Raw genomic sequence first — 26613 nt, 5'->3', positions numbered from 1 at the left:
GGGAGCAATAGGTAAATGAACTTACTGGAGCTGCGCTTCTATCCAATTGAAGGGAAGCAAAATTGCTTCAAAGTAAGTGTGGAGGGTTTATTAGGGGAAGTTCATCATGAACCTGTTCTACCTTTTCTAGATAGTGAGACTCCTAATGACCCGGACAGGCGTTTGACGATAGTCAGGGTATTAGAGTCAACAAAGTTCGATGAGAAGAACTTTAAGAAAGATGAGCAAGCTTGGATGGTGCGTGAGCAACTTCTGCTTCCGGATCGGAGTGCTTTTCAGCCTCAATACTTGGCTACTATTGGGCGTAAGCTTTATCAAGTATTAGATCAGCCCATTCAGCAGTTTATTGAGACAGCGGTAGCAGATGCTAAGCGCGCTCGCACCTGGTTGCATATTCGGCTGAGGTTTCCAGAAGACGAACCCAAATATGTCCGTTTGACGGATTACCATTGGGAGTTGCTCCATAACGAGTACGGATTTCTGGCGCATCAAGGAGTGACCTTCTCGCGTTATATTGGCTATCCTAGCCCTCGACCCAGCTTACCTTCAGTTGAGCGCCTAAATGTCTTGTTGATTTCTTCCGGGGCTGGGGATAACAGGATGGGGCTGAAATCATTGCCTTCTCTTGAGCGAGACGCGATCACTTTCGGATTGCAACAAGCCCAGGAGCAAGGGGCAATCCAACTCGAAATTCTAGAACCTCCAACACTGAACACACTGCGAAGACGGTTGCTAGAACGCCGAACTTTAGCAGTTCCTCACGTTCTGCATTTTGACGGTCATGGCTTTTTCGGGAAGCGTTGTAACGAAGCCGGATGTAGGAGAGCCTATAAACAGAGTGCGACTCAGTCTGAATGCGGTGCGCTGCTAGGAAAACCCCAAGGTTATCTGGTGTTTCAGCGATCGGATGGAACGGCTGATTATGTAAGCGCTCAAGAACTGGGAGAACTATTGGGGAACTTGGAGCGTCGAGAGCAGCCAAACTCAGATCAAGGAATTGCATTGGTTGTTTTAAGTGGTTGCAGGACTGGAATGTCTCGCTTGAGTGAATCTGTCTTTAACGGGGTGGCTCAGAACCTGATTGGTAGAGGTATTCCGGCTGTGGTGGCAATGCAGTATTCCATCAGAGTGGATGCTGCCAGTGCTTTTGCAGAATACTTTTACCGCTCACTTGGGCAGCAAGAGTCATTAGCGATCGCTCTACGCCAGGGTCAGAGTGCAACTGGAATTGAAGGGAATCAATGGTATCGTCCCGTACTGTATCTACGATGGCAAGATAATGAGGGTGGTCAACTATTTACAACCTCGTCGATTGTTGCTTCCAAGGAAAGTTTGCTTGAACAGCTTTGGACAAACGAGAACTCTTCAAACCAACCTGAAAATAACCCAAATCTAAGTTTATTTTCTACAGTTTCAAATTCAACACAGCGTGTAAGTCAAACTTCATTAGCTCTACCTTTATCCAGAATCTCTATTTTCCATTTTGATGTAATTCATGTCGATGCCGTTGGACAGCAAACAGACCAAATTCACAAACAGACCCAATTCATCATTGAGCAACTAGACGATCAAATAGCCCTGAAAATGGTAATAATTCCTAGTGGTGAATTTCTTATGGGAGCACCAGATAAAGAAAAGTGGAGATTTGATGATGAGCTTCCTCAGCATTCTGTGAGTGTTAATTCTTTTTTACTTAGTAGAGAGCCAATTACTCAATCTCAATGGCAAGCTGTTTCCCTTTTACATAAAATTCAGCGCGATCTTGACCCAAATCCATCTGATTTTAGAGGAGTCAATCATCCTGTAGAGAGAGTATCTTGGCACGATGCGTTAGAGTTTTGCGCCCGATTGTCAACAAAGACTGGGCATATATATCGACTACCTAATGAGGCAGAATGGGAATATGCTTGCCGAGCGGGAACAGAAACACCATTTTATTTTGGAGAAACGATTACTTCTAGGTTGGCAAACTATGACGGTAGCACTAGTTATGCATACGAAAGTCAAGGAATCTTTCGGCAACAGACTACAGCAGTAGGTAGTTTTAATGCTGCTAATCTATTTGGTTTGTATGATATGCATGGAAATGTGTGGGAGTGGTGTGCTGATCCTTGGCATAACAACTATAAAGATGCTTCGTCTACTGCAAGTATATGGTCTATAAATGGTGACCAACACTACCGAGTAATGCGTGGAGGCTCTTGGAACGCTCATCCTAAATTTTGCCGATCTGCGTCTCGTGCAAGAGGCAGGTTAGAACAAAAGGGAGAAGGAATTGGTTTTCGAGTAGTCAGAGATCTCTAGTTTCAATTGGCTTGAGAGGTTATCTATATCTCTAAAAATGGCCAAAATGCTGGATTGATGCACATAGTGATTGAGTCATCTCTCAACCCTTTTGCTAGCTGCTTAAGTTTTTTCATGTCATAAAAAACATCATAAATATAAATACTTTTATTCTCACATTCCTGTTTTCTGCTTACTCCGAGAAATCCAAACCAGAGAAGTATTTCAATAATTTGTTGTTCTTCTGTTTTTATTCCTGAATGTTTTATATATTCCTTCAATTCTCTTAAGGAAAATAATCTTGGAGCATCTATGAAATAATACAGGATGTCCTCATTATCCGGGAATACATCTCGTACTTCGAGTCCAATTTCATTGCCCATGTCGGCAGAGTATGTAGCCAGTGCTTTTAATAAATCTTCCTCACTAATTCGTTGTCTTCTAAGGTTTATAGCATAACTCTTTGCATAATTGACAATGGTCAATAAGTTACGTGGTCTCATAAGTGATCTTTCAATAAGAAGCTCTGCTGTAGCCTCGCCTTTTATATGAGTTACGCAAATCTGATTCCAGGCATCCTCAAATGACATGTCGCCTGAAAATACATTATTAACTATCCTCCTTCTTAAAAATTCTTTCAATAAATCACGGTCTGTCCAGTCAAGAGAAACTTTAGATTCTTTACCTCGATCAGATGATTCCTCTACAAGGAGTTCAAACACATCATTCCTAACGAAAACAACAGTGTTGAATTCAAAATCTTTTTTAGTGAAATATCTTTCTAGTTTTCTTGTGGCTTCAAGTAAAGCTTTTAGAATAGTAGTATCTGTGACTGTAACTCCTCTAGTAGGCCAGCCTTTGTCGATATTATCAAAAAGAATCCATACTTGGTTTTTTTGCTGGAGGTATTCAGATAAAATAGACCTGAGCTTTGGTATATCATGCTTGTAAATTAACTGAGTCACTTCGTTAGTTCTTAAATAATGAACTTTTTCTTCTCCGTACTTAGTCTGAAATTCATTGCTGATTTTCTGGACAAGCTGATACATTCTTTCAGAAAAATCTACATCTTCATCAAAATTATCTTCCCCATATATTTTAGCTAGGTTACCGTAAAGACTATACAACTTTTGATCGCGAGTATGAAGAGTTCGGTCATTTTGAAGTAACTTATGGCATATTTCTAGAAGCAAAAGGTATTCCCAGAAGGCAGTTGAAACGTGTTCTTTTACTGCTTCTTGTAGAAGATCAAGGACAAGTTGCTTCAATCGCTTAAGTTGATGACCTTCGGGTTTAAGGTCTAGAACTATATTCTTTTTTATTTTTCTCGTTTGTTCTCTTATACGAAGGAATAAAGCTGTTTTTCCAGAGCCTTTTCTTCCGACAACAAGTCGTGCATTACCAGACAGTGTTTGATTAGATTCATCTGTATCAACATAATATTGAAAAAGCGTGTCCATCTCATTCTCTGCCGCCGGTGCTCCAAGATCTAGTCTTTCAATAAGCTGTTGTGGGCGTTTGAGAATTAGCTCACTAGCAGCACTCTGTAGTGCGTCCATAACCTGAGGAGCAAGAGAGTTAATATACTTATCAACATCTTTTGGCTGGTTGTAAACTTTCACTATATCTCTGTATTCAGGAGGAATTGGTTCTTCACCCTCCTGTAGAAGCAAACTTATCTTTTCAAAACCATATGCAAGACCTGATAAAAATGCACCTCGGAAGTTGTTTCTAATATGGTCAGCTGAATTTTTAGACAGAAGGTTAACAACAACCGCAACCGATTTTTGTATTTCATCAATTGCCTCGTAAGCTGACAATCTAGGTTGTTCACTTGGATCAAAGCTTCTGAATCTAATTCTGGATTTCTTAATTCTTGATATGATTCTAATAGAGGCATCTGTCTTATGAAAAGTGTCTAGTACATAAATCGGTGCAGATTTGTCAATTTTATTTGACGGTTGACGTAGGGGCTTTATGTTCTCAGTGTCCTCAACTAAAGAAGCAAGCTCTTTAGAGTTTTCATATTCCTTATATCCCATTGAATCAAACAAGCCAATTTCCGATATCTCTCTTATATCTCCTTGTACTGATCTATTTAGAACAAGTAAAACTCTTTTACCCTTACTAAGAGCATAACCAAATTCAAAAATAATATTGAAGTTTAGGCGTGTTATATCAAGAATGATGGGATCTGCACCATCAATCTGATTAATAGTATCGTTTCTTAAGAAACCTCCAGGTGTGTCAAGTTGACTCGCTCGAATTATATTCAAACTGTTAGATTGAGATCTAAGTAGATCAATTGCATCACTAATTGTCTGACGTGCTGGAATCTGGTCATCAGAGTATAAAAGTAATGTTGCTAGACTCATGCACTTTTGTTATTGATGATTAAGACAGAAAACGTGCTGCTCAACTGTGAAACAGTTGATGATAAAACACATAATTCCTATCCTAGACACAGCTAAGCCAGAGGACACAGCGTAGATCATTCCTCACCCATCGATTGTTTCTAGTTGGCAGGTCGGATGGACAGATATATTCCTCGCTTATAGTGCCACTTTCCATTGCAGCGAGGCGTTTTCAGCCCCTTTAGGGGCTAGAAAATGTCTAAGTCCCATTATGGCAACCTTGGTATTGCTATTTAAACATGATTAAGGCTTGTCGTGATTCCGCTATTAACCGACATCTACAGCATCACACTAACCGCTTTTTGCGTACCGTTTTAGTACGCGCTCAATCGCCTCATCCAGCAAATCCAAATCGGCGGCAGGGTAGACATCATAGTACTTACCTTTGACTTGTTCCTTAGTTGGGGGTTTCCCGTGCCGTTCCTTATATGCCTCAGCCGCTTCCATATCAATATGCAATCGCTGCGAAGCTGTCACCTTCTTCTTACTGGCTTTGATGCGCTCTTGTACCATCCAACTTTTGGACTCTGGCTCCGTACCCTGCTCTGGCTTCGATACCGGAGTGGGAATGTCTTCATTAGACTGACCTAACGCAAGATCAAGTGATACGGCTTTCTCAAAGTAATCAGTGAGAACTGGGATAACCGCCTCGGTCCAGGTCACTTGTGGACCCGACCAATCATTTGTCTTTGATGTGGCTAACCGACTAAAGCCATATTCCTTCCCCAGCTCGGTCAACTGCCAGATTCTTTTGCCGTTGTCTGGACGAACCTGCAAACCCAACTCAACCAACGCCTGGTTCACTTGTGCGGCTTTGATTGAACGTCCCAATTCAGATGTCAATCGTTGGGCCACTTCTGATACGGTCATGCCGACTTCTGGAACGGTGGCACTAGAACCGATTAGTTTCTTTGCATCTTCAATAATGTCTGCTAGACCGGGAAATTTCTTAGCCAGGGCGTTGTATTTAAAATGAGCGATCGCACTTTCATCTAATCCCGCATCTTTCAACCAAACCGAAAGCGTGTTGATGGACTCCATAGCAGCGGCTAGGGCATCAGGTGCTGTGATGCCATCGTCCGGTGTAGAGTCTGACCCATTACTCGGCATGAAAAGGATGCGTGAGAACTTACTTGCATATGCTACTTACATACCGCCCTAGCTGTCTACGACTTCCGCTTTCACGGTGTTGGTAAGTTTTTGGGCTAAACTTCATTGCCCCACACCTCCCATCCGTACCGTGCGGCTCTAGCAAATAACTCGACTCTTTGTCCTCCCAGCGCTTCGCCTAAGCGGTTAGCAATCGTAAAAAACTCTTCTGGCTTACGGCTATGCTCAGTTCTCGGTGAAAAGATTACATTCGGAATATCTCGCAAGCCCAATTTAGTAAATGAGCCAGGTTTTCCTTTTGTCGCGACGAGGAAATGTTCCGTACAGTTGCGACCATAGTGTCCAACACCAATGCGAGGTTTACTGCCGTCTTTGGACACTTTAACCCAAGTAAAAATGCTTTTATATTCAAAGCCCCAGGTCTCCAAACACCGGAACCCCAGCGGTAAGTGATTGTTGGTGACCCAAAGTAATAGATACGAATCCTTAAGAGCAATCTCTCCAACTTGTAACCTTAAAATCTCCTTGTCCATCATGTTGGGGTAAGGGGTTCGATTTCGATGTGTCGGGTCTTTTTCTCTCTGGGTGTACTGCCAAGGTGGGTCAGCCACAATGAGTGAGTAGGGTCCACGCGGAAACGGTTTTAAGCTTGTTGTGGGGAGAGATTGCTTTAGAAGCCCTCTTTTATCGCTGGCGCTGTACTTCTGGGAACGGGGGTCTTGAGTCCCAAAATGCTTAAGAACTCGCTGCTTATGCTTGCCGGATTCATCCCGATAATTCTCAACTTCCTGGTAATAAATGTGTTCCCCAACTTTCTTGCTGCGAATAAAGCTCATTTGTGGTGACTAATAACGTGTCTGTGGTGACTAATGATAACTCAGATGACCCAACTTTTGTGGTGACTAATAAACTGGGCTGTGGTGACTAATAGTAACTAAGGTGACCCAACTGGCGAGCCGCAGCGAGTAATGTATCTATTTCCTGAAATAGACACAAAGCAAAAAGCGCTTGGCTTTAGACCAGCTAGGGCTGTTGTCTGGTTCAATAGGTTATGGAAAAAGGTAATTCATTCACGGTATTCTGCAAAGCAGCTAAAAAGCTTTGATGACAACAGTGAGGGGCTACAGAGCTTTCTCAAATTTGATGCTAGTTTTTGTCACACAACTGTTTGCTACAACCAATTGCCCAGTAAAACGAAAGCTGCCCAGAGGCGGGGATGTTGATACTTCCCCTGCAAAAGAACTAATTGGGCGCGACGTAGGGCTTCTGCCTTTGATACCCCAGTTTTTAGCTCTTGGTAAAAATGACTCATGAGCAAAGCAGTAGACTCGTCGTCCACTAACCACAAGGAAGCCAGTGTACTGCGTGCGCCAGCCCGTACCGCTACTCCAGCAAGCCCTAAAGCAGCACGTTTGTCTCCTGCTGCTGTCTCACAAGCACTTAGAACCAATAATTCAAGTGTGCCTGACTGGCTTTGCTCGATGGTTCGGAGTAACTGATCTAACTCATTGACGTTAATTGGTTTGTCCCAAGCGAGGATAAAAGTCTCTTCGGCTTGAGAACTAAATTGACCGTGAGTAGCAAGGTGTACCACAGGGACAGGAGACGAGTTAATCTTATTGTCGAGAGTTGTGCTGGTAAACTGCTGATTGAGCAGCACGTCGCTAGGGATTTCTGACTTAATTTGTTCTAATTCACTCTCAACGAACTCTAGTGGCGCAAAATTGCGGCGTGATTCGGACAGTCCAGCGGTTAACGCCTTGAGTTGTCTTTGAGGCAAAGGTCTAGGGTCAACAAGCTGCAAACCTGGTGTTAGGGCAATACTATACTTTTCTACTAAATACTGTTTGCCATCGTAGAGAACCGCCATCGGCAGGTTCCGCAAGGGTCCATCTAGGACAAACACTAAAGTTTCGATTCCACTTTGAGCAATAGCTGTCTGGGCAGGTTGAATTAACCAGTTGTATATCTTTTGAGCCTGAGGCTGAATCTCTGCTTCTGAAGTGTAAGGTAATAGCAAATTTTGCCGCAGTTCCTCCACAAGGCTTTCAACTTGCTGCGGTGGCACAGGAGTCGCATAGTGGCGCAGGTTTTGACCAGGCAGCGAAAGGATGACTTCTAATCGATCATCCAGAAGAATTGGGTAGATAACGGCTGCTTTCTCGTCAATTTGATCAACCTGCTGCTTGACATCCAAACAGTTTTCCCGAAAGAAGTTGTCGAGTTCAGCTAATTGGAGAGATTCAATGACTTCACGGGCTTGCTTAAGATTGTCTTGACTCGGTTGGGAGCCTCCTTCTGACTCTAAGAGCAAACCAACTAACTGTCGATAGACGGGTTCGACACTTTCCCGAAAAGAGAACTGGATATCGGGATTGATGGCGACTAAATCGCTGCGGAGAGACTTGAGAGTATTGACTGCTTCGGTATAAGCGGCGATCGCACTGGTGCGATCGCCTTGCGCTTTGAGGAGGCGTCCCAACTGCCACTGCCACTTGTTAGTAATTTCTGGGGCATTAATCATCTGGGCAAGATTGAGGGCTTGCTGTGTGAGGTCAATGGCCTCAGACTCCTGCCCGTTCATCTCGTACAACTCTCCTAGATGACCCAAGGCATAGGATTCGACTCGTCGATCTCCTAAGCTTTTCGCCTGTTGGCGGCTAGTTACTAGCATCTGAGCAATGTCAGTAGGAGGAACTGAGGATTGAGGGCTGAGGGCTGATAGTTTCATTAAGCTTTGAGCTAGGTCAATCCAGCCATAGACGACTGTTCTACTAGGGGGTGAGTTAGTAAGCTGAGACTGGATTTGAGGCAACAACGTTTGGGCAGCACTGACTTGCTCAGTATCTACCAGTAAGCTCAGTTGATTCAGTTGAGCTTGTAGTTTTGTGGTTGGTGAGGTAGCCGTGGTTATTGCTTGTTGGTAAAACGCCAGAGCTTCTTGAGCTTTGAGTTCGGCTTGTTTTTGGTTGTCTATGGCGATGAATTGACTATATGAAGCGCGTGCCGTATTGCCCATACTAAAGAGTGCCATACTCAGGTCTTGAGGTGATCGCAATCTCTCTGCTAATTCCCGACTTTGCTGCAAAAACTCTTGAGAATTCTTTAAGTTGCCGACCACCCGGAAAACATTACCAAGATTCCGCAATCCAGACGCTTTGAGCGGGGAATCTGGTTGCTTTTGAAGGGTTTGCTCCACCTCGGTTAAGGTACTCAAGGCTCGACGATAAAGTCCCAAAGAACGCAGTGCTTGGGTTTGGTTGATGCGGCTACGAATGACACCGACATCATCGCCTACTTGAGCATAAGTGTCAGTTGCCTTTTGCCAAGTACTCTGTGCCGCTTGGGCTTGTCCTCTTGCCAATTGCAGACGACCTTGAACCTCCAAGGCTTGGGCAAGAACTTTCAATTGGTCTTTTGAATTGGCTGGATTTTGCCCTACCTGCAAAAGGTTGAGGCTATCTTCAACAATTTTAGTTGCCAGTGACCACTCTCCCATTTGCTGATAAGCCAAGGAGAGATTACTCAAGGTCATCGCTTGCCTGAGTTTATCTCCTTGTGCTTCAAAGGTGGTGGCTGCCTGTTGCCAGACTTTAACTGCTTGGTTGAACTGCCCGGTATCGTAAAAGTCTCTGCCCTGCTTATCCAACTCCAGCGCATCAGGGAGAGTTTGAACGAGGGGTGGAGTTGTCGGAACCTGCGCCCAAGCGGGTGTTATCCCTACGCCCAATCCAGCCAAAAACGTTAAACTCGCTACTGCCTGAGCGAGGTTTAGGAGATTGACACGAGAAAAAAATACAGGTTGTTTTCTTGCCATGAAGAAAAAGACTCTAAGAGCAAACCTTCATATTGAGTTAGCACGATGTCACCTATGCCCTTTGTTGCCAACACCGAAATGTTCTCGGACGTTCACGAAGGGCAGGCAATTGATGTTTTCCAAGGAGAGTAGGGCATTCCCTTGGGTACTTCGGCAGCGAGAACCACCTCGCCTTTCCCATTGATCACCCACCCTTGAGCTTCTACAAGCGGAGCTGGTATGGAGCGAGTCGGATTCGTGGAAACCGGTGAACTAGAGCGGTTCTCGCCTGAAGGATTGAGTGTCACCAAATCGACCTCAACGGCATCACTACTCAGCGCTTCACTCGGACTCGGCGGCAAGCCACCACGACCCGTGATCACAAATTCGCTCTGAGCTTGATTTTCTTCACTCGGTTGACAAGCCTGTACCACCTCAGTCTCAATTGGCGCAGTTGGCAAGTTCACCAATCCACGGCTAGGGTCAACATCAGGTGTATTGATTTCCACAATCCCTCTGAACTCAGATCCAAGTTCAGACGTGGCTGTGATGTCACTTTCGGGAGTCGGTTCTTCCCGGAATTCTGTACCCCAAATGCCTTGAGCGGTGATAATGACCCGACCCCCGAAGGCATCTTCGGCATTGGCACTGATGTTGCTATCTTCTAAAGCGGCTATGACACCAGTATCAATGCTAATATTGCCGCCAGTAGCTGTGCCAGTGGCGTTGGTGGTGATATTGCTGCCACCACGCAACACCAATTCCTGAGAGAGCAGTGTGATATTCCCCTGCCCCTCTGGGCTGTCAGGCTTTTGGCTTCTGGTTTCAGCCTCAAGGCGTGCATCAGTATCTAGACGGATAGAATCAGCTTGTATCCAAAGGTCGCCTGCATCCCCTGACCCTTCAGTACTCACAGCGACTTTACCTCCCTCGCGGACAATCAACTCTTCAGTCGTAATCCTTAAGTTTCCCCCCTCACCTGTGGGGTCAAGATTAGGAATTTGAATTGTATCAGCAAATACCCCACTAGCCGCGTCAGCCTGATCGAGCAAATCGAGCCTTAACGGATCAATCTGTTGGGCAAGTCGCTCATTGAAGGTAGGGTCAGAGCCAGAAATCGTAATGCCGTCAGTTGCATTGACAGTGATGTTACCTGCGGCTCCACTGCTGTAGGCGGTTGTGAGTAGTTGTCCGCCGCCACTAAGCTCAAGGTTGTTGGTATCAACCGTAATGTTACCGCCACTAGAGGGGTTCCAAGTTCGCGCACTTAAAACGGCTCCATTCGCTAGGCGCAGGACATTAGTAGTAACTGTGATATCACCGCCCTCACCCGTGGCTGGTGTCCTGGTGCCACTCAACAACCCACTCGATAATCCATTGCTCCCCAACCCATCAAAGGAGAGGGTATCCGAGGCAGTAATCCTGATACTACCCCCATCCCCCTGTGCAAAAGTCTCAGCAGACACGACAGCACCATTTGTCAGCAAAAGAGATTCTGTTGTGATGTTGATGTCCCCCCCATTGCCTACAGCTTCACGCTCCACAGTGCTGAATACACCACTTGATGATCCATGGCTCCCGACCCCATCCAAGGAGATGGTATCTGAGGCAATAATTTCAATATCTCCCGCTTTGCTCTCAAGCAACCCTAACGGTGAATTTATTCCCGCCTGAAGTTGGCTTCCTCCTGTCATATTCAAATTCTGGGCGTTGACGACAATACTCCCGCCACCACCAGCACGTACATTCACGTTTGCACCATCGGTAAGAGATACATCGGTTCGCGTGATGCCATCGGGAAAACTTAAACGCAGGTCATTGCCATCAACATTTAGCCCAACGGTTCCTACTCCTAATAATCCTCCCAGTTCCACTCGACCTCCTGGAGCGTTCAACGTACCTCCCTGAATCGAGATTTTCCCAGTTGAAGTGGCAGTTGGAGACACATTACCCCCAACTAGTAGCAAGCTTTGATTTTCATTAACCGATAGAGTTCCTCTGATTTCAATTGAATTAGTCGGCTGGGCGGCAATTGAATTGAACAGCAATGCCGAAGGATTGACAGTTAGTAAGGAATTATTGGGGGAAACCGCTGAAGTTAAGGAAAACTCACCACCACCGGGAAATGCGATCGCATTAGCGGTTGTCGCGACAAATGAACCGCCAATATCTAGCTGAGCATTCTGCCCAAATATAATGCCATTGGGATTGATGAGGAAGAGATTGGCATTGCCTCCAGCTCGAATCAGCCCTTGAATATCAGAAGGAGAGCCACCCGTAACTCTGGCTAGAATGTTGGCGATCGCAGGATCGCTGAGGAAATCAGCAATGCCGCCGTTGGGAATGCTAAAACTACTGAAACTATGGAACAGATTGGTATTATCAACAGGTGTCCCCTCTGTAATGTCAAAGGTTGTGCCGTTAGGAGTGACTACAGTTCCTAAGGAAGAGTCGGGAGTGATCTGGGCAAAAGTGCCAGTTCCAGAAAAAGCGATCGCACTACCAATGGCTAAGCAACCCGCTATCCCTAACTGCCAGCACCGCCTCCGATGGCTTGGAATCATCTTAGACACCTCCTACAGAAAGAGGCAGTAGTTGAGTCAACTTCCGCCAATGCCCATAATGCTAGATGGCAACTCAAGCTTAGAGTCGCTGAATGCGGTTACAAATTATTGCGGAGAAGGCGATCGCTCTCTATGTAGCTTTAATAATGCTGATTTGCAGATGTGTTGCTTTCATTCCTGATGAAGGTAAGTTATCTCTCAACCTTGAAGGCATATACCCCAAGCCTGCCTACTTAACAGTATTTTAAGGAACTGGACAGTCGCCAAGCGGCTCAACGGGGCGTACTGATACAGCGATCGCACCAGTATTTGCTGTTGTATCAGCTTGAAATGTACTTTGAGAACCGAGGCGATTCAGCGCAAAGCCATTGTCACTCGTGTTATTGCTTAAGTTTAAACAAATAGTAGAGGTAGGAGAGAGATTAATTGCTGACCCCGTTTCCGCTAGGAAACCGTTAGGGAACGGGGGGTCGCTCTCGCCAGGATTACCTGTCATGGTGTTGAACCGGACACTTGCGAAGATTTGAGAATTTTCGGTGGCGAATATTGAAAGCCCAAAACGAGCATTATCAGTGGCAGAATTCCCTTCGAGCAAAAGCTGGAGGGAAGAGTCGCCTTCTGTGACAGTGGTGATGCCGTCAGAGCCATTGCCAGAAAGCGTGTTGTTGGTGATTGTCGCTGTCGAAGTGGCAAACTCCTTAGGATTAATAACGATACCGAGAGTTCCATTGTCAGAAACTGTGTTGTTGTCAATCGTCAGTGTTGAAGTCGAATTACCTAACATCTGGGAATCGATACCGTTAATGCCATTGCCAGAAACCGTGTTGTTGGTGATTGTCGCTGTCGAAGTGGCAAACTCATTGGGGTTAATGCTGATACCGAGAGTTCCATTGTCAGAAACTGTGTTGTTGTCAATCGTTAACGTCGAAGTCGAATTACCTAACATTTCGGCAGCAATGCCAGCAGTACCATTGCTGGAAACTGCGTTGTTGGCTATGGTTGCTGTCGAAGTGGTAAATTCCTGGGGCTTAATGCCGATGCCGACATTGCTATTGCCAGAAACTGTGTTGTTGTCAATCGTCAGGGTTGAAGTTGAATTACCTAACATTTCCGCAACGATGCCTTCTTCACCATTGCCAGAAACTGTATTGTTGTTAATCGTTAACGTCGAAGTCGAATTACCGGATATCCCAGCACCGATGCCTTCAGCACCATTGCCAGAAGCTGTATTGTTGTTAATAGTCAACGTCGAAATTGAATTACCTAATGTCTGGGCAGCGATACCGACATTGCCACTGCTAGAAATTGTGTTGTTGTTGATGGTGAACCTCCCTTGGGCACTATCAGCAAATCCGACACTAATGCCGTTGAGCTGATTCCCAGAAAGCGTGTTGTCGGAGATATTCGCTGTTCCCTCGGCTGTATTAGTTAGACCAATGCCAATAGCATTATTCGTGGTATTAGCAATCCGGTTCCTGGCAATCGTCAGATCAACTGACTCCGTCGTATTTTCGAGGACGAATCCGCTATTACCAATGCCGCCAGTTGTATCGATGCTGTTATCGGTAATCATGACTTCCCCGGTAACGTTAGTGAGCAAGATACCCCGTTGAGTGGAATTGGCGATCGCATTGTCTCGAATGCTTACAGTACTGATGTTCCTCCCCTCAATAGCACTAGTACCAGCATTGGGGATATCAAACCCAGAAAGCGTTGTTTCGTTGCCCATCGTTACCGAAGCTTCCGCACTAGGAGTGATGATAGGCAGCACCCTAGCACCTGATAGTGGTAACTGGACAACATCTGATTCTACTGTCTCTAATCGCTGCACCGGACCCGTGGATAGCACCTGCACTTGGTCGGGAATTGTGAAGGGGGGAATACCAGAGTTTGTTCCAGACTGCACGTAGACGATATTGTTACCGTCAGATAGAGTTCGATCCAGTCCCTCCTGGACAGTCCCAACCGGATTCTCAAACGTGCCATCTCCCCCAGCTATCCCTAAGTTGACGTGCTGGAACACGTAAGGCTCATCCGTCTCCGGATTAGTGGCAGCTACCTCATTTGCTTCCTCTTGATGGTCGATGACAATCGCGTTGTTGCGCTGCACCGATTCTCCCAATCGTGCCACAACACTTTCTTCTTCACTGATAGAACCTTGGGGACGGGTTCCAGGAAAAGTCGCGCCAACAGTGAAAACAATATTTGTACCAAACAGGTCATCATTTTGCAAAGATACGCCCAGATTTAGATAATCTGTGGGACGCGCTTGTAATCTCAGTCGCCAACCTAAAGTCTCCGGAGAGCCTTCGGCATTATAGTAATACAGCCCTCCATAACCGCGTAAATCACCCTCTTTACCGAGTTGAGCAATTCTTGCCCCAGCTTCCACATCAAAACCGCCCATTGCGGCTTCTCGGTTGCGCTGTTGATCTAAAATTAAAAAGTTTTCGCGAAAGAAGCTTTCTCGGAGCAAAACATCGCCTACTCCCTGTCGATTGTCTCCAATTGGCAGATAGGCATTGACGTGAAAGTCCCAAATTTCTCCTAAACTCTCTGCGCCCAACCCAATTTGGTTAAAGGTATTGTTGCCAGTATGGCGATTGTCGTAACCAATGTAACCGCCCCAAATCCTGCGGGAATTTGAGTTATAAGTGCGGTATCCAAGCAGGATATTTCCACCTAAGTTCGCATCGTTATCGAGCAGCAATCGTCCTTCGATGAAGGTAAGATTATTGCCCGGTTTCTGGAGGAGCGGGACAAAGCCCTCGAAGCGAGTAAAGCCATCAAATCCACCGCCAGAGGTAGTGTGTCCGATTCCAAGGCGAGGAGTAATTCTTAAATCAGCGGCAGTTTCTGTTGATGTGGATGGTGGCGTTTGTTGCTCCTCTAACTGCGCCGCAACTGGGGTACTAATAGTGGTCGCTAGTACTAAACTGATGAACCCAATTCTTGTTGCTTTTTTCATATATCTCAGGAATTATCTATTGAAGAAGTTCAACTTAGCAACGAGACTATGAAAAACTTTGGTGTTTGAGCCTGACAAGTCAGTAGATGCGTTTTAAGTGAGTTCTGCAACTTCTGCAACCCTTCATCAATTAGGACAGTAATATCTGACATAGCAACCAAAAGCTATGAGCTTTGCTTAAGGACTTGTAGTAGCTTGCAGGAGATGGATATAGACCAACTGATGTATCGCTCTACTTTTGTGTCAGGTTCAGGTCGCGAATTTGCTGCAAAAGGCTGTCTTTTTTTACAAAAGTTTATACAAAGCTGGTTTTGCCTTGACTTGAAGGAGTTCAGAATGTTGGAATTCCGCTTTTCTGAAAAGTTTTGTAACGGAAGCCAACATTTGGCAGAAAATTCACGAATAGAGGCTGAGAAAGAGATAGAACTTCCAAGCTGTTCTCGATGAACGTTTAGATTTCACATGCATAAGACGGAGCAAGATGAAATAGACGAGGTGCTAAAACAGCTAGCGCTTGTTGCTCAGCAACACCCACCACTAACTCACGGGCGACAGCTAGCTTTGAGGCAGTTGGTTAATGGAATTCTGCAATCTGGCAGACTTTGCCGTCCTCAACAGGGTCAATTTTCAGGTGTTTATCAAGATATTTATGATGAGGCACTCCAGGAACTCTTGCTTTTTGTTTGCCAAAATATTGACAAGTATGACCCAGAACGTGGAAGTGTGATGGCATGGGTGAATACTCTGCTAGCACGGCGATTTTTTAGAGAAGCTATTCCAAAACTCCTAAGCCAGCGGAACTTTAGAGTAATGACCCTTAGTGAATTGGATAATCTTGCCGCACCGGAAGAGACTGAAAGCCTTACAGAAATCTTTCAACAATGTATAGAATCAGACCCCGAAAACATTTTTCAAAAAGAACACATAGAAAATTATCCCTCCGCTAACTTTCAAGCCTTAGTGAAGCGTAGAATTTCAGGGCAATCATGGAAAGAGATTTCAGCAGACTTAGAGATTAAAGTTTCTACAGTTAGTAGCTTTTATTCTCGATGTTTAAACAAATTTTCTTCAAAGTTAAAGCAATATTGTATTGATAATGTCACCTAGAACAGGAGAAAATCATTGTAATTAATGATGAAAAATCTATCAGAATCTTTAACTTTTACTGTACCCCTTAGCTTGTCAGTTCACGCTAAAGCTGAGCAGTTTTGTAGACAGCAACGCGATCATCAAAAAGCTAAACAGGTTTATCTCAATACATTGGCAGTGTCTGCCGTGAATTTCTACTTGCGTTGCATGGGCATTGAGGCAGATTGGGAGACGAGTCATAGTTTTAACTCGGTGATGTACTCCCTAATGGATGTTGCGGATTTAGAGGTCAAAAAATTAGGTAAGTTAGAGTGTATTCCAGTCTTACCAAAAACTCAGGTGATTCACATTCCGCCGGAAGCATGGTTAGACCGCATTGGCTATGTTGCTGTACAGCTTAACGAATCACTACGAGAAGCAATGTTACTGGGATTTAGCGAAACAGCAGGCAGTGGTGAGTTACTCATTAGCCAGTTGAGATCGCTCGAAGATTTGCTAGAACACCTCCGTCACATCCAGCAATCTGAACCTGTAAAGTTGGGCGTACACCTTAGCCAATGGTTCGAGAATATCTTTGAAGCAAGCTGGCAATCCCTCGAAGCACTTTTAGGCAAAAACCAAGAGAACTTAACCTTCAGTTTTAGAACTAATATAAGTGAAGCTGGTGTTCAACGAGCTAAACTAATTGACTTGGGAGTGCAACTAGGAAGCCAATCTGTAGTCCTGCTAGTGGCAATTGCTCCGGAGGCTGACCAAAAAGTAGGTATCGTTGTGCAAGTTCATCCAGCAGACGGTGAAACACATTTGCCATCTAACCTAAGGTTAACTTTGCTCTCCCAATCAGAAGAAAATCTCCAGGAAGTGTCCTCAAGACGCCAAGATAACTATATTCAACTCAGGCGATTTCGAGGTGAACCTGGAGAAAGTTTTAAAATTAAAGTGGCTTTTGGTACTGTCAGTATGCAGGAAACTTTTATCATCTGACTACTGACCTTCAGACGCAGATGAATAAGTTAGTTATCTTGAGCCTAGGAAACGGTAATTTAGCAAACGGCTTTCCCGATGTTACAGCACAACTTTGGGAACAGGACAACCCTAACCCAATGCGGTTTACAGGTCGTTTACCAGCAGCGCCAGAGATTTCTGAACTCTACAGATATTGGCAATTGCTTTATCAAGCTCTCTACCGTCGTCTAGGATGGCATTCTCGAATTGAAATCGACTCCGGAGATGTAACAAATGTTTCCGAGATTGATTTCACTGATTTATGCCAGCAGTTACAAAATAGAATTAACGAATGGCTCAACTCTGAACCGTTTCGCCAAATAGACCAGCAATTACGAACCCAATTAGCCCCATTAGATGAAATTCGCGTCATTATTGAAACGAATGATAATCTCCTACGGCGGCTGCCCTGGCACTTGTGGAACTTCTTTGAGCATTATCCCTTAGCGGAAGTTGCTCTGAGTAATACAGAGTATCAACGATTAAGCCCATTACCGACTCGAAAAAAAGGGAATAAAGCGAGAATTTTAGCGATTCTTGGTAATAGTAAAGGAATTGATATTGAGAAAGATCGGGCTTCTTTAGAGCAGTTGTCGGAGCAGGCAGAAACTCAATTTTTAGTAGAGCCAACACCAAACGAGTTACATGACCAGCTTTGGCAAGACTGGGATATTCTGTTCTTTGCAGGTCATAGTTCCAGTAAGGAAAAAGGGCTAATTCAGCTCAATCAAAGAGATACGATTACGCTTGAGCAATTAAGGAATGCTCTCAAAAAAGCGATTAGTCGAGGGTTGAAGCTGGCAATTTTCAACTCCTGTGATGGTTTGGGTTTGGCGCAAGAGCTTGCTGATTTGCATATTCCACAAGTTATTGTCATGCGAGAGCCGATACCGGATGCGATCGCTCAAGAATTTTTGAGGCATTTTCTGTTTGCCTTTTCGCATGGACAGTCTCTTTATGCTTCGGTACGAGAAGCACGAGAAAGACTGGAAAAACTAGAAGACGACTATCCCTGCGCTACTTGGTTACCCGTCATCTGTCAGAATCCTGCTGCTGAACCAACAACCTGGCAAGAGTGCTGTAGTGGCAATCAGCACAATTCAAAAAGAAGTAAAGTTGAGCAACAAAATCGCTTAATTTTTTCCAAAAGAAAGAGCGGCTTTCTCAGCGTACTTCTAGCGAGTGTGGTAGTCACTACCTTGGTGATGGAAGTCCGGAAACTGGGGAAGCTCCAAAACTGGGAATTACAGGCATTCGACCAACTCGTGCAACTTCGACCTGATGAAAAACCAGACCCACGTCTTTTGGTAATTACTGTTACTGAAAAAGATGTTCAGAACCAAAACCCGAAGGAGAGGCGGGGGGCATCACTATCAGATCGATCTCTTGCAAGAGTGTTGGAGAAATTAAAGCCGCATCAACCGCAAGTTATCGGCTTGGATATCTATCATGATTTTCCCGTAGACCCAAATTATCCAGACTTAAACACCCAGCTACAAAAGAACGATCGCTTTATTGGTGTATGTGAAGTGGGTGGCACGGACGAACACCCCGGTACTAGACCCCCTGCGGGAGTTCCCGAATCCCGCATCAGCTTTAGTGACGTTCCGGTTGACCCCGACAAAGTCATCCGTCGCCAGCTATTGGGTATGGCTTCAGACCCCGACTCGTTTTGTGTCACAGACACCTCCTTCAGTTTCCGAGTCGCACAGACTTATCTTGCGGCAAAGGGTATCCAATCTGACAGAACCTCGGAAGGGGACTTGAAGATTGGTTCTGTCGTTTTTAAGAAACTCGAACCTCAGACGAGTGGCTATCAGAATCTAGATTCACTGGGTTACCAAGTGCTACTCAATTACCGTGGCAATTCAGTTGCACAGCAAGTTACTCTTACCGAGTTCTTGAGCAATTCGCTTGACTCAGAACTACCCAATCTAGTGAGCGATCGCATCGTCCTGATTGGCACGACAGCCAAAAGTTTTAAAGATTATTTTCCTACACCCTACAGTGCGGGTCAGTGGCCTCAAGAATCACCAGGAGTGATTATTCAAGCGCACATGGTCAGTCAGATTCTTAGCGCTGTTCTGGATGAACGACCACTGCTGTGGTGGTTGCCTGCTTGGGGCGAAATGCTCTGGATTTGGGGTTGGGCAGTCGTGGGAGGAGTTTTGGCTTGGCAATTCCAGTCGCCACTCAGTTTGGGATTGGCTGGTAGCGTTGCACTGAGTACCTTGTATGGACTCTGCTTTGTCCTCTTGCTACAAGGGGCATGGGTGCCACTCGTTCCATCAGCTTTGGTCTTAGCCGCTACAGGGGGGAGCGTTGTGGCTTACAGGGTATTTCATTTCAGAACCAACAACAGCAGTAGACATCTGATTTTCGATCATGACTAACAAAAGATTGCATTTTCAGCCCATTACGCTGGGTTGCCTATTCGCATTGACCTTCGCCAGTTCCATAGCTTACCCCTTACAAGTGAGCGCACAATCTCCTAGACCTGTCAATAACGCTCCTAGTCGCGGACAAGAACAGTTAAACAATTTTGCAGGGGATGGCATACCTCTGAATCGAAAAGGAGGGGGAGTACGCTTCATCCCGCCACCCGTGTCAAATGAAGCGGTACCTGGCTTTGACGAGGACGGCAGACCTCGGAAGCGAGAAGGTGGGGGAAGCCGTGGCGAATGTTTGGTTGAGAATAAGCCCCCTCTGACTGCCTTAGTACCCGACACTGGCGTGGGGTTAACAGTAAGCGAGTCTCCCACTTTTTTGTTTTACGTGCCTTATACACTCACGCCCGAACACTCTGTAGAGTTTGTGCTGAAGGAGGGGGAAACTTATATCTACGAAACCAAGATTCCGGGAAGGGGAACATCACCAGGTATTGTCAGTTTTCACCTTCCGTCCACAACCTCTCTAGACGCTGACAAGAATTATGATTGGCACTTTGTCGTTTATTGTGATTCACAAAACAAAGATAAGTTTGTTTTTGTAAATGGTTCGGTTCGACGAGTTGAACGCCCTGAACTGAAGCGGCAGTTAGAGTCAGCAAACCCACTGGAGCGCATTACATTGTATGCCACTGAGGGGATTTGGTATGAGGCTGTAACGGGTCTTGCTGAACTCCACCGTGCCGCTCCACAGGATGACCAACTTCGTAGTAACTGGGCAGGTTTGTTGCAGTCTGTTGGCTTGGAAAGGCTAGCCCCAGAGTCCTTTGTTCCTTGCTGTTCTCCTCAGCAGTAGCGATCACCTATTTTTGGGAAGGGAGGCGCGATTTTCTTCAGAAAGCTGAATGCTGGTCTCCGAAGCGTTTAGCACTACAGACCTCTTTCAGTTGAACCCTTTGGGTTGTTGCCCAAGCTTCAGAGGAAGAGGCGATCGCGGTAGTCAAGACTTCTATTTTAAGGCGAGCGCTTTCTCAATCAGCTCTAATAGCTGTGGCAGCTTCTTGGTGAGTTGTTTTTCAGCCGGAGTGTTTTTTTCGGAGTCGGGAAGGCTTATCCATTGTTCCAGCGCCTTTAAAGCCTGTCGCAGAGCTGTTTTTTTAGAAACCTGTCCAACTTGGACAGGTTTTCCTTCAGTAAGATATCGCCTTACACTCCTCAAACTCTTGCCCACAATCACTTCCAATGCGGGTCGGAGTCGTTTCTCCTCTTTAGATGGACGACCGGGGGTATCCACATACCCAGCAGATCGTAATCGTTCGGCTAAAGCGCGAACTTCATTAGGGGTATAGTCCCGTCGTTTTTCGTTTTCACTAATTTCAACTTGTAGTGCTTGCTCTGGGTCTTCATCCGCATTGAAAGGCATCATTCTGACGGGAACCAAGTCATCTGGAAAGTGCTGAGCATACGCTTCCGGATTATTTTCCCTGATAGAAGCGATCGCCGCTTTCCGATGTCCCCCAGCCAACAAGCGTCCTCGATTATCGACAACCAACGGCTCTATTAGTCCCAACACCGCGATCGATTCCGCCAATTGAGTAACATGCTGACCTTTCAAGGGTCGGGTATCTGTTTCCCTGTCCAAAATTTGCTCCAAGGGCAGCGTCGTACCTTGTGTCCGCTCCCGTTGGGCCACCGCCGCTGCCTTTTCGTCCTGGTCATGCAGTCGCTCTGCCGTCTGGTGTGCGGCATCCCATACTTCAGTCCGTGAGCGTCGTCTAGGCATTATTAGCTCCCTTGAATGAGTCGGGGTCTAGAACCCATTGAGCGAGGGCTACCAGTTCAGTGGCTCCACGACAATTGGCATCATAATCCATCAGCGGCACCTGTTCTGCCGCTGCCAGGGAGAGTGTAGTGTCTTGGGGAATCACAAACCGTGGAATCTGCGGATATCTCAAAGCTAATTGAGGCGCAATTTGCTTGTCCAACGAGCGTCGGGCATCGATTTGCGATAAGACGAGCGCCCATCGCCCTGGACCCCGCCTGCCCTTCAACTGATAGCTCTCCAAAATTTCCAGGACTCGTTCGGCTCCGATGACGGCAAGGGGATGAGCATTCGTCACAACCAACGCTACATCAGCCGCAACTACACCTAACCGCTCCAGATACTCATTGCCAGGAGGACAATCGAAGACGATAACATCATAGTTTAAGCTAATCACCGCCTCTGCCAATTCTTCGGGATGAAGCGATTGAATCCTTTGACTCCCCAATTCCGGTCCCCCAGGAAGTACATGAAGCTCTTGAGTTGCTTCTAAGGGTGACACCGCACCCCCAGTCAAAAGTTCGGCAGTCCCAGGCGCGATCGGATCGACTCCCAAAACATAAGCCGCATTGGACTGCGGATCGAGGTCAATAACCAAGACTCGCCGCCCCTGATGAGCTAGTGCCGACGCTAATCCACAGGCGACTACCGTCTTCCCGACACCGCCCTTTCTCGCTGCTACGGCTACAAAGCATCGCTCGTTCATGGGCGAATCGTATCACGTTCATAGTAGCTTTCAACCCATCCCCTAGACACGCGACCCCTCACTGCGGTATGTCTGTGCCAAGCGTGAGGTGCGTGTAGTTGAAGCGAAACAGGCATGGAAGGGGAAAAATACTCACTCAAACAGAGATCCAGTTGTTATTTAACGAGGGTCTCCCAGATCCCTTTTACCGCTGTCTGTTTGCCACAGCACTGTTTAGTGCAGCAAGAATTAATGAAGTTTGCACGCTTCTTACAGAAGACGTTTTTGACAAGAGTGGCAGAGTGCGCTCACACTTAACGATTAGAAAAAGCCAAACCAAGGGGCAACTAGGAACCCGAACCATTCCCATCATTCCCGACTTGAGAGCCTTCTTAGTCACCTACTACCCGGAAGCTTCTGACCCCTACTTATTCCCCGGTCGCTACGACAAGCACTCCCACATCAACCCCGACTCCGCTGCCAGGGTCTTGCGGAAGGCATGTGCAATAGTGGGAATTGAGGGCGTGAGTACCCATTCATTTAGACGCACAGCCCTGACTCAAATGAGTAATGCGGGCATCCCGTTAAAGGTGATTGCCACCTACTCCGGACATCGGGACTTAGCACAATTGAATGCGTACCTGGAGGTGAAGGACGAGCAGGTGTTGGGAGCGGCGGCAAGTTTATCGATGCTGTCGCCAGTAATCGGAGATGTCGGGAAAGTCATCTTAGACGACAACCCATCTCAATCGGTCAAACAATCGGCAACTGAATCGAAAAAGCCTTGATTCACCCAATCAGATGGCACAGCGAGAAGCGTTGCACTTGTGTTGATGAAGGTTAATCAAAACATTGGGAACCGGGAAAAGTGGATATCCCGGTTTCAGCCAATCCAAGGAACCCGCACAGCCTGAGGTGGTTACTCAAGAAGCTGGAGATCAGGGATAAAAGCCGCGCTCGCTTCCTATTGTAAGTTGCGTTCAAAGATAGATCTTCTCTCCCCCTGCTCTTGCTATGTACACGGAGCCAGTAGCAGTGTGCAGTTTTTGGTTAACCCTTAAGTGCTTACCTCCTACCGTTACAGGCGAGCGCCTGACTTAACGAATTTTGCACCATTGGGCTAGATGGGTTGGCAACCAGTATGACTTGCCCAGTGCGGCTAATTTGCCATCCGGTTGCTTCTACGATTGGGGCGCGGGTGATTGTTCTTCCCTCTAACGTGTGACTGCTGCCATGTGAGTGCTGATTGCTCTCATCTTGTCGAGTCGTTGTCTGTTGAGGCACTGTTAGTCGGCGGCGGTCAAGCCATGGGGCATCATCGTCTAGCTGTTGTTCCGGTGTGGGGGGCAATCCGCCTCGACCTGTGATCGTGAAGAAGTTACCCTTATCGGCAGGACAGCCTTGGGCAATTAACCCTGATGCGTTCACAAAGTCAGTGGGTAATGCCACTAACCCAGCCGTTGGGTCAATTGCTGCGGTTGTGACATCGAGCGTGCCAGCTAAGGCAGAAGTCGCTCCGGTCGCGGTGATGTCGCTTAGGGGGGTGGGTATCAGGCGCGGTTGAATGCCAAAAATAGAATAGGCATTGAGGCTAACATTCCCGCCCCGAAAATTCCGAGAATTGGCGCTAATATTGCTATCTTCCTTAGGCACAGCAATCAGAAACTGGGTATCAATGGCAATATTCCCACCAGGGATGTTGTCTCCAGTTGCATTGGTTGAGATGTTGCTGCCGTTGCGTAAGAGAATCAAGGACGAGCGCAAATTAATATTGCCCCCACCCCCAGACGTGTCGGCTCGAATTCTGCCCCCATTGTTGAGAAAGATGCGCTCGGCATCGGCAAATAAAGAACCTGCACTACCCGTGCTGGAACTACTAACGCTGACTTGTGCGCCATTTTGAATGCTGAGGTTGCCCGTTCGCAGCGTTAAGTTACCACCCGTGCCACCGCCGCCCGTTTCAGCCGCGATGATAGAACCATCTCCGGTCAGCGCGATCGACTCGGGAGCGGTAATTGTCAGGTCTCCTCCATCCCCACTGCCGCGCGTTGAAGCCGAGATTTGTGCCCCCTGTTGCAAGTTCACCCGCAGGGTTTGCTCGTTGCTCCCGGGTTGAATGGTTAAGTCCCCTGCCTCTCCAGCACTGGTGGTTTCGGTAAACAAACCACTGGTTGCACCCGCAAGTTGCAGGTCAGGTGTGTTCAGTGTGATGTCACCCGCCCGGCTGTTACTCGATGTTGTCGAGACCAATCGCCCGCCACGGCTCAAACCAACTGTGTCGGCACTCACTGTGATACTGCCAGCATCACCTTGCCCCCGTGTCGCCGTGGTGATGGAGCCTTGGTCAGCAACGGTGAGTGAGCCTGTGGTGAGGCTGACATCTCCTGCGCTTCCCATCGCTTGTGACTCGGCTGAGGTTGTTATCCCACTGGCGAGGTCGGGACGAATTGGAGCTGTGCCACTAATGTGTACTGAGTCACGAGCATTGATGGTGACGCGACCCGCATTTCCCTGCCACCGCGTGGAGGTATTAATGGCACCCCCATTGGTCAGAGAGAGTGAGCCTGTGGTGATATTTACATCTCCTCCTTCACCCACTCCTCGACCCCATACCGTCCTCTCACGTCCACCTTCGAGTTGACCCCACAGATCGTCTGAAAGCACTTGTGTGAAGATACCGCTGGTGTAATATGCTCTAGGACCCCATACCCCAGGGGGAGGCTCTAGAAAGAAATCACCCTCAATAGAGACCCGATCGCGAGCATTGATAGTTACACTGCCTGCATTTCCCTGTGCTCCTGTGAGGGAAGTGATGTTACCACCATTGGTGAGAAATAGCGACCCTGTCGTGATCTCAATATCGCCACCATCACCGACAACAGTGTCTGCTCGAGGAACAACAGATCCTGGGAGGTATTGGTTTGAGACCGAGGCATTGATACTAGAACCGCTATCAAGAGAGACGCTATCGCCAGCATGAATGGTTACCCTGCCTGCATTTCCCTGTCCATACGTTGCCCAAGACAACAGGTGAGAGAAGTCTCTGAGAGAAACGGTATCGCGGGCATTGATAGTGATATTGCCTGCATTGCCTTCTCCATCTCCAAAAGAGTTGTAGGATAACACTCGAGTGGCTGTAAGCGAAAGAGAACCCGTGGTGATGTTAATATCGCCAGCGTTACCTATACCTCCTATATGGCTCTGTATCCATACCTGCGGGAAAAAGCCTGAGATTGGGTCAACCTGACCCAAAGAAATGGTATCGCGGGCATTAATGTTTATGTTGCCTGAATTTCCCCGTCCATACGCGACGGTAGATAGCGCACTCGTATCCACGACCGACTCTGTGACCAAACCCGTGACCGAAAGCGAACCCGTGGTGATGTTAATATCGCCAGCATTGCCAACAGCATACCCATCCACTTGAGTCATTAGCTTAGTGCGATCTATCAAAATGTGATCGCCCGCCGTCAGATTGATGCTGCCGAGATTTCCCTGTCCATATCCATGCAATTTGTTCTTCACGTCGCTATCGCTAATTGTGATAGAGTTCGTTGCGTTCAGCTCTATCTCTCCAGTTTGGGCATCGGGTAACGTCGAATCGCCGGGAATTCCCATCTCAAGGTTACTTCTGTCGAGGATATCAATGTCGCGGGCGAGCACTCGAATACTGCCACCGACTCCCACCGTAAAAATGCCACTGTCATTGCTCAAGGACACATCGGCTCTTGGTACTTGCGGCGGTATCGTCAATTGCCAATCTGAGCCAGTTGTCGATAACCCAACGCTTCCTACCCCACCGACCGCTCCTAGCTCCGCATTGCTGCCCGGACTAATCAACCAGCCCCCATCGTAATAACTCGAATCATCTGGGGGAATGAAGGGTTCTCCATTATTGAATTGAATCGCTCCACCCACCAGCATGAGGTTTTGTCCAGGAGGAACGTGCAACCCGGTGCCATTAATACTGGTATCAAAAGTAACATAAGTGGTATCACCAGTGAAAACCCTGTCGTCAAAACGAGCTTGCACCGTGATGGGTTGGGGCATCAGTTGGTTAAAGAAAAACGCATTGGGATTGACGGTGAGCAACTGACTCGGCAAGGGTTGTGTGGCATCGCTGCTGAACACCTCACCTGTAGGAAAGCCGAGAGCATCCGCCGTCGTTGCCACAAAGGAGCCGCCAATGTTGAGGGAGGCATTCGGACCAAACAGAATCCCATTCGGATTGAGCAAAAACAGATTAGCCGTGCCATTGGCTCGAATTAATCCATCAATATTAGAAATCGACCCACCTGTAATGCGGCTGAAAATGTTTTGCACATCAGCGGCATTGTTGAAATAGGCTGAACCCCCTGTAGGGATGGAGAATTGCTGGAAGCTGTGGAACAGATTGCCACCCCGCTTTGCTCCGCCATCAATCTGAAAGTTGGGGTTGCCTGTAACGAGCGATCTCTCTGCCGTAGGGAGTGTTGTATCTCCAACTACTT

General features: G+C 46.8%; 17 protein-coding genes. 8 read left to right on the top strand and 9 right to left on the bottom strand.

Annotated features, from left to right (window positions below; translation table 11 throughout):
* Positions 1-15: 15 nt before the first annotated feature.
* Entirely contained in the window at positions 16-2304 is a 2289-nt protein-coding gene (locus tag AC5JL3_RS11925) for an SUMF1/EgtB/PvdO family nonheme iron enzyme (RefSeq protein ID WP_496074696.1), read from the top strand.
* A 23-nt stretch (positions 2305-2327) separates the two neighbouring features.
* Here the strand turns inward: AC5JL3_RS11925 and AC5JL3_RS11920 are convergent, their stop codons facing one another.
* The 5 genes from AC5JL3_RS11920 to AC5JL3_RS11900 all read right to left on the bottom strand — a co-directional run bounded on the left by AC5JL3_RS11920 (position 2328) and on the right by AC5JL3_RS11900 (position 12167).
* Positions 2328-4658: a P-loop ATPase, Sll1717 family gene (locus AC5JL3_RS11920; protein ID WP_496074695.1), complete on the bottom strand. Its 2331-nt coding sequence runs from the start codon at positions 4656-4658 to the stop codon at positions 2328-2330.
* A gap of 330 nt (positions 4659-4988) precedes the next feature.
* The gene (locus AC5JL3_RS11915) at positions 4989-5807 is read right to left on the bottom strand and encodes a hypothetical protein (RefSeq protein WP_496074694.1); all 819 of its coding nucleotides are present in this window, start codon (positions 5805-5807) and stop codon (positions 4989-4991) included.
* Positions 5808-5902: 95 nt separating this feature from the next.
* Positions 5903-6643, bottom strand: a complete 741-nt coding sequence (locus AC5JL3_RS11910) for an MT-A70 family methyltransferase (protein ID WP_496074693.1) — start codon at positions 6641-6643, stop codon at positions 5903-5905.
* Positions 6644-6978: 335 nt separating this feature from the next.
* Complete coding sequence (locus tag AC5JL3_RS11905) at positions 6979-9624, bottom strand: CHAT domain-containing protein (protein WP_496074692.1); 2646 nt, start codon at positions 9622-9624, stop codon at positions 6979-6981.
* 92 nt (positions 9625-9716) lie between these two features.
* Positions 9717-12167, bottom strand: coding sequence for a two-partner secretion domain-containing protein (locus AC5JL3_RS11900; RefSeq protein WP_496074691.1), 2451 nt, complete (start codon positions 12165-12167; stop codon positions 9717-9719).
* 92 nt (positions 12168-12259) lie between these two features.
* Between AC5JL3_RS11900 and AC5JL3_RS11895 the strand changes: the two genes are divergently transcribed.
* The gene (locus AC5JL3_RS11895; RefSeq protein ID WP_496074690.1) at positions 12260-12415 is read left to right on the top strand and encodes a hypothetical protein; all 156 of its coding nucleotides are present in this window, start codon (positions 12260-12262) and stop codon (positions 12413-12415) included.
* Here the strand turns inward: AC5JL3_RS11895 and AC5JL3_RS11890 are convergent.
* Positions 12412-15135, bottom strand: a complete 2724-nt coding sequence (locus tag AC5JL3_RS11890) for a right-handed parallel beta-helix repeat-containing protein (RefSeq protein WP_496074689.1) — start codon at positions 15133-15135, stop codon at positions 12412-12414. The genes AC5JL3_RS11895 and AC5JL3_RS11890 overlap by 4 nt on opposite strands.
* Positions 15136-15339: 204 nt before the next feature.
* On the opposite strand from AC5JL3_RS11890, the gene AC5JL3_RS11885 reads away from it, so the two are divergent.
* The 5 genes from AC5JL3_RS11885 to AC5JL3_RS11865 are packed head-to-tail and all read left to right on the top strand — an operon-like array spanning position 15340 to position 20472.
* Entirely contained in the window at positions 15340-15582 is a 243-nt protein-coding gene (locus AC5JL3_RS11885; protein ID WP_496074688.1) for a hypothetical protein, read from the top strand.
* Between the two features lie 15 nt (positions 15583-15597).
* Positions 15598-16242: a sigma-70 RNA polymerase sigma factor region 4 domain-containing protein gene (locus AC5JL3_RS11880; protein ID WP_496074687.1), complete on the top strand. Its 645-nt coding sequence runs from the start codon at positions 15598-15600 to the stop codon at positions 16240-16242.
* Positions 16243-16266: 24 nt separating this feature from the next.
* Positions 16267-17208 carry a DUF1822 family protein gene (locus AC5JL3_RS11875; RefSeq protein WP_496074686.1) on the top strand — a complete coding sequence of 314 codons (942 nt, stop codon included), beginning with the start codon at positions 16267-16269 and terminating at the stop codon, positions 17206-17208.
* A gap of 20 nt (positions 17209-17228) precedes the next feature.
* Positions 17229-19622, top strand: a complete 2394-nt coding sequence (locus AC5JL3_RS11870; protein ID WP_496074685.1) for a CHASE2 domain-containing protein — start codon at positions 17229-17231, stop codon at positions 19620-19622.
* Positions 19615-20472 carry a DUF928 domain-containing protein gene (locus AC5JL3_RS11865; protein WP_496074684.1) on the top strand — a complete coding sequence of 286 codons (858 nt, stop codon included), beginning with the start codon at positions 19615-19617 and terminating at the stop codon, positions 20470-20472. The genes AC5JL3_RS11870 and AC5JL3_RS11865 overlap by 8 nt, the downstream gene beginning before the upstream one ends.
* A 153-nt stretch (positions 20473-20625) precedes the next feature.
* Here AC5JL3_RS11865 and AC5JL3_RS11860 read toward each other — a convergent pair whose 3' ends face one another.
* Both AC5JL3_RS11860 and AC5JL3_RS11855 read right to left on the bottom strand, forming a co-directional pair.
* Entirely contained in the window at positions 20626-21399 is a 774-nt protein-coding gene (locus tag AC5JL3_RS11860) for a hypothetical protein (protein WP_496074683.1), read from the bottom strand.
* Entirely contained in the window at positions 21392-22144 is a 753-nt protein-coding gene (locus AC5JL3_RS11855) for a ParA family protein (RefSeq protein WP_496074682.1), read from the bottom strand. Before AC5JL3_RS11855 ends, AC5JL3_RS11860 begins: the two co-directional genes overlap by 8 nt.
* Before the next feature lie 152 nt (positions 22145-22296).
* Between AC5JL3_RS11855 and AC5JL3_RS11850 the strand changes: the two genes are divergently transcribed.
* Positions 22297-22911, top strand: coding sequence for a tyrosine-type recombinase/integrase (locus AC5JL3_RS11850; RefSeq protein WP_496074681.1), 615 nt, complete (start codon positions 22297-22299; stop codon positions 22909-22911).
* A 277-nt stretch (positions 22912-23188) separates the two neighbouring features.
* Here AC5JL3_RS11850 and AC5JL3_RS11845 read toward each other — a convergent pair.
* The coding region (locus AC5JL3_RS11845) for a two-partner secretion domain-containing protein (RefSeq protein ID WP_496074680.1) at positions 23189-26613 on the bottom strand (3425 nt) is incomplete at its 5' end.

This window comes from Symplocastrum torsivum (genome assembly GCF_059505465.1).
Note: the sequence above shows the minus strand (reverse complement) of the source record. Positions and strands in the feature narration are given on the sequence as shown.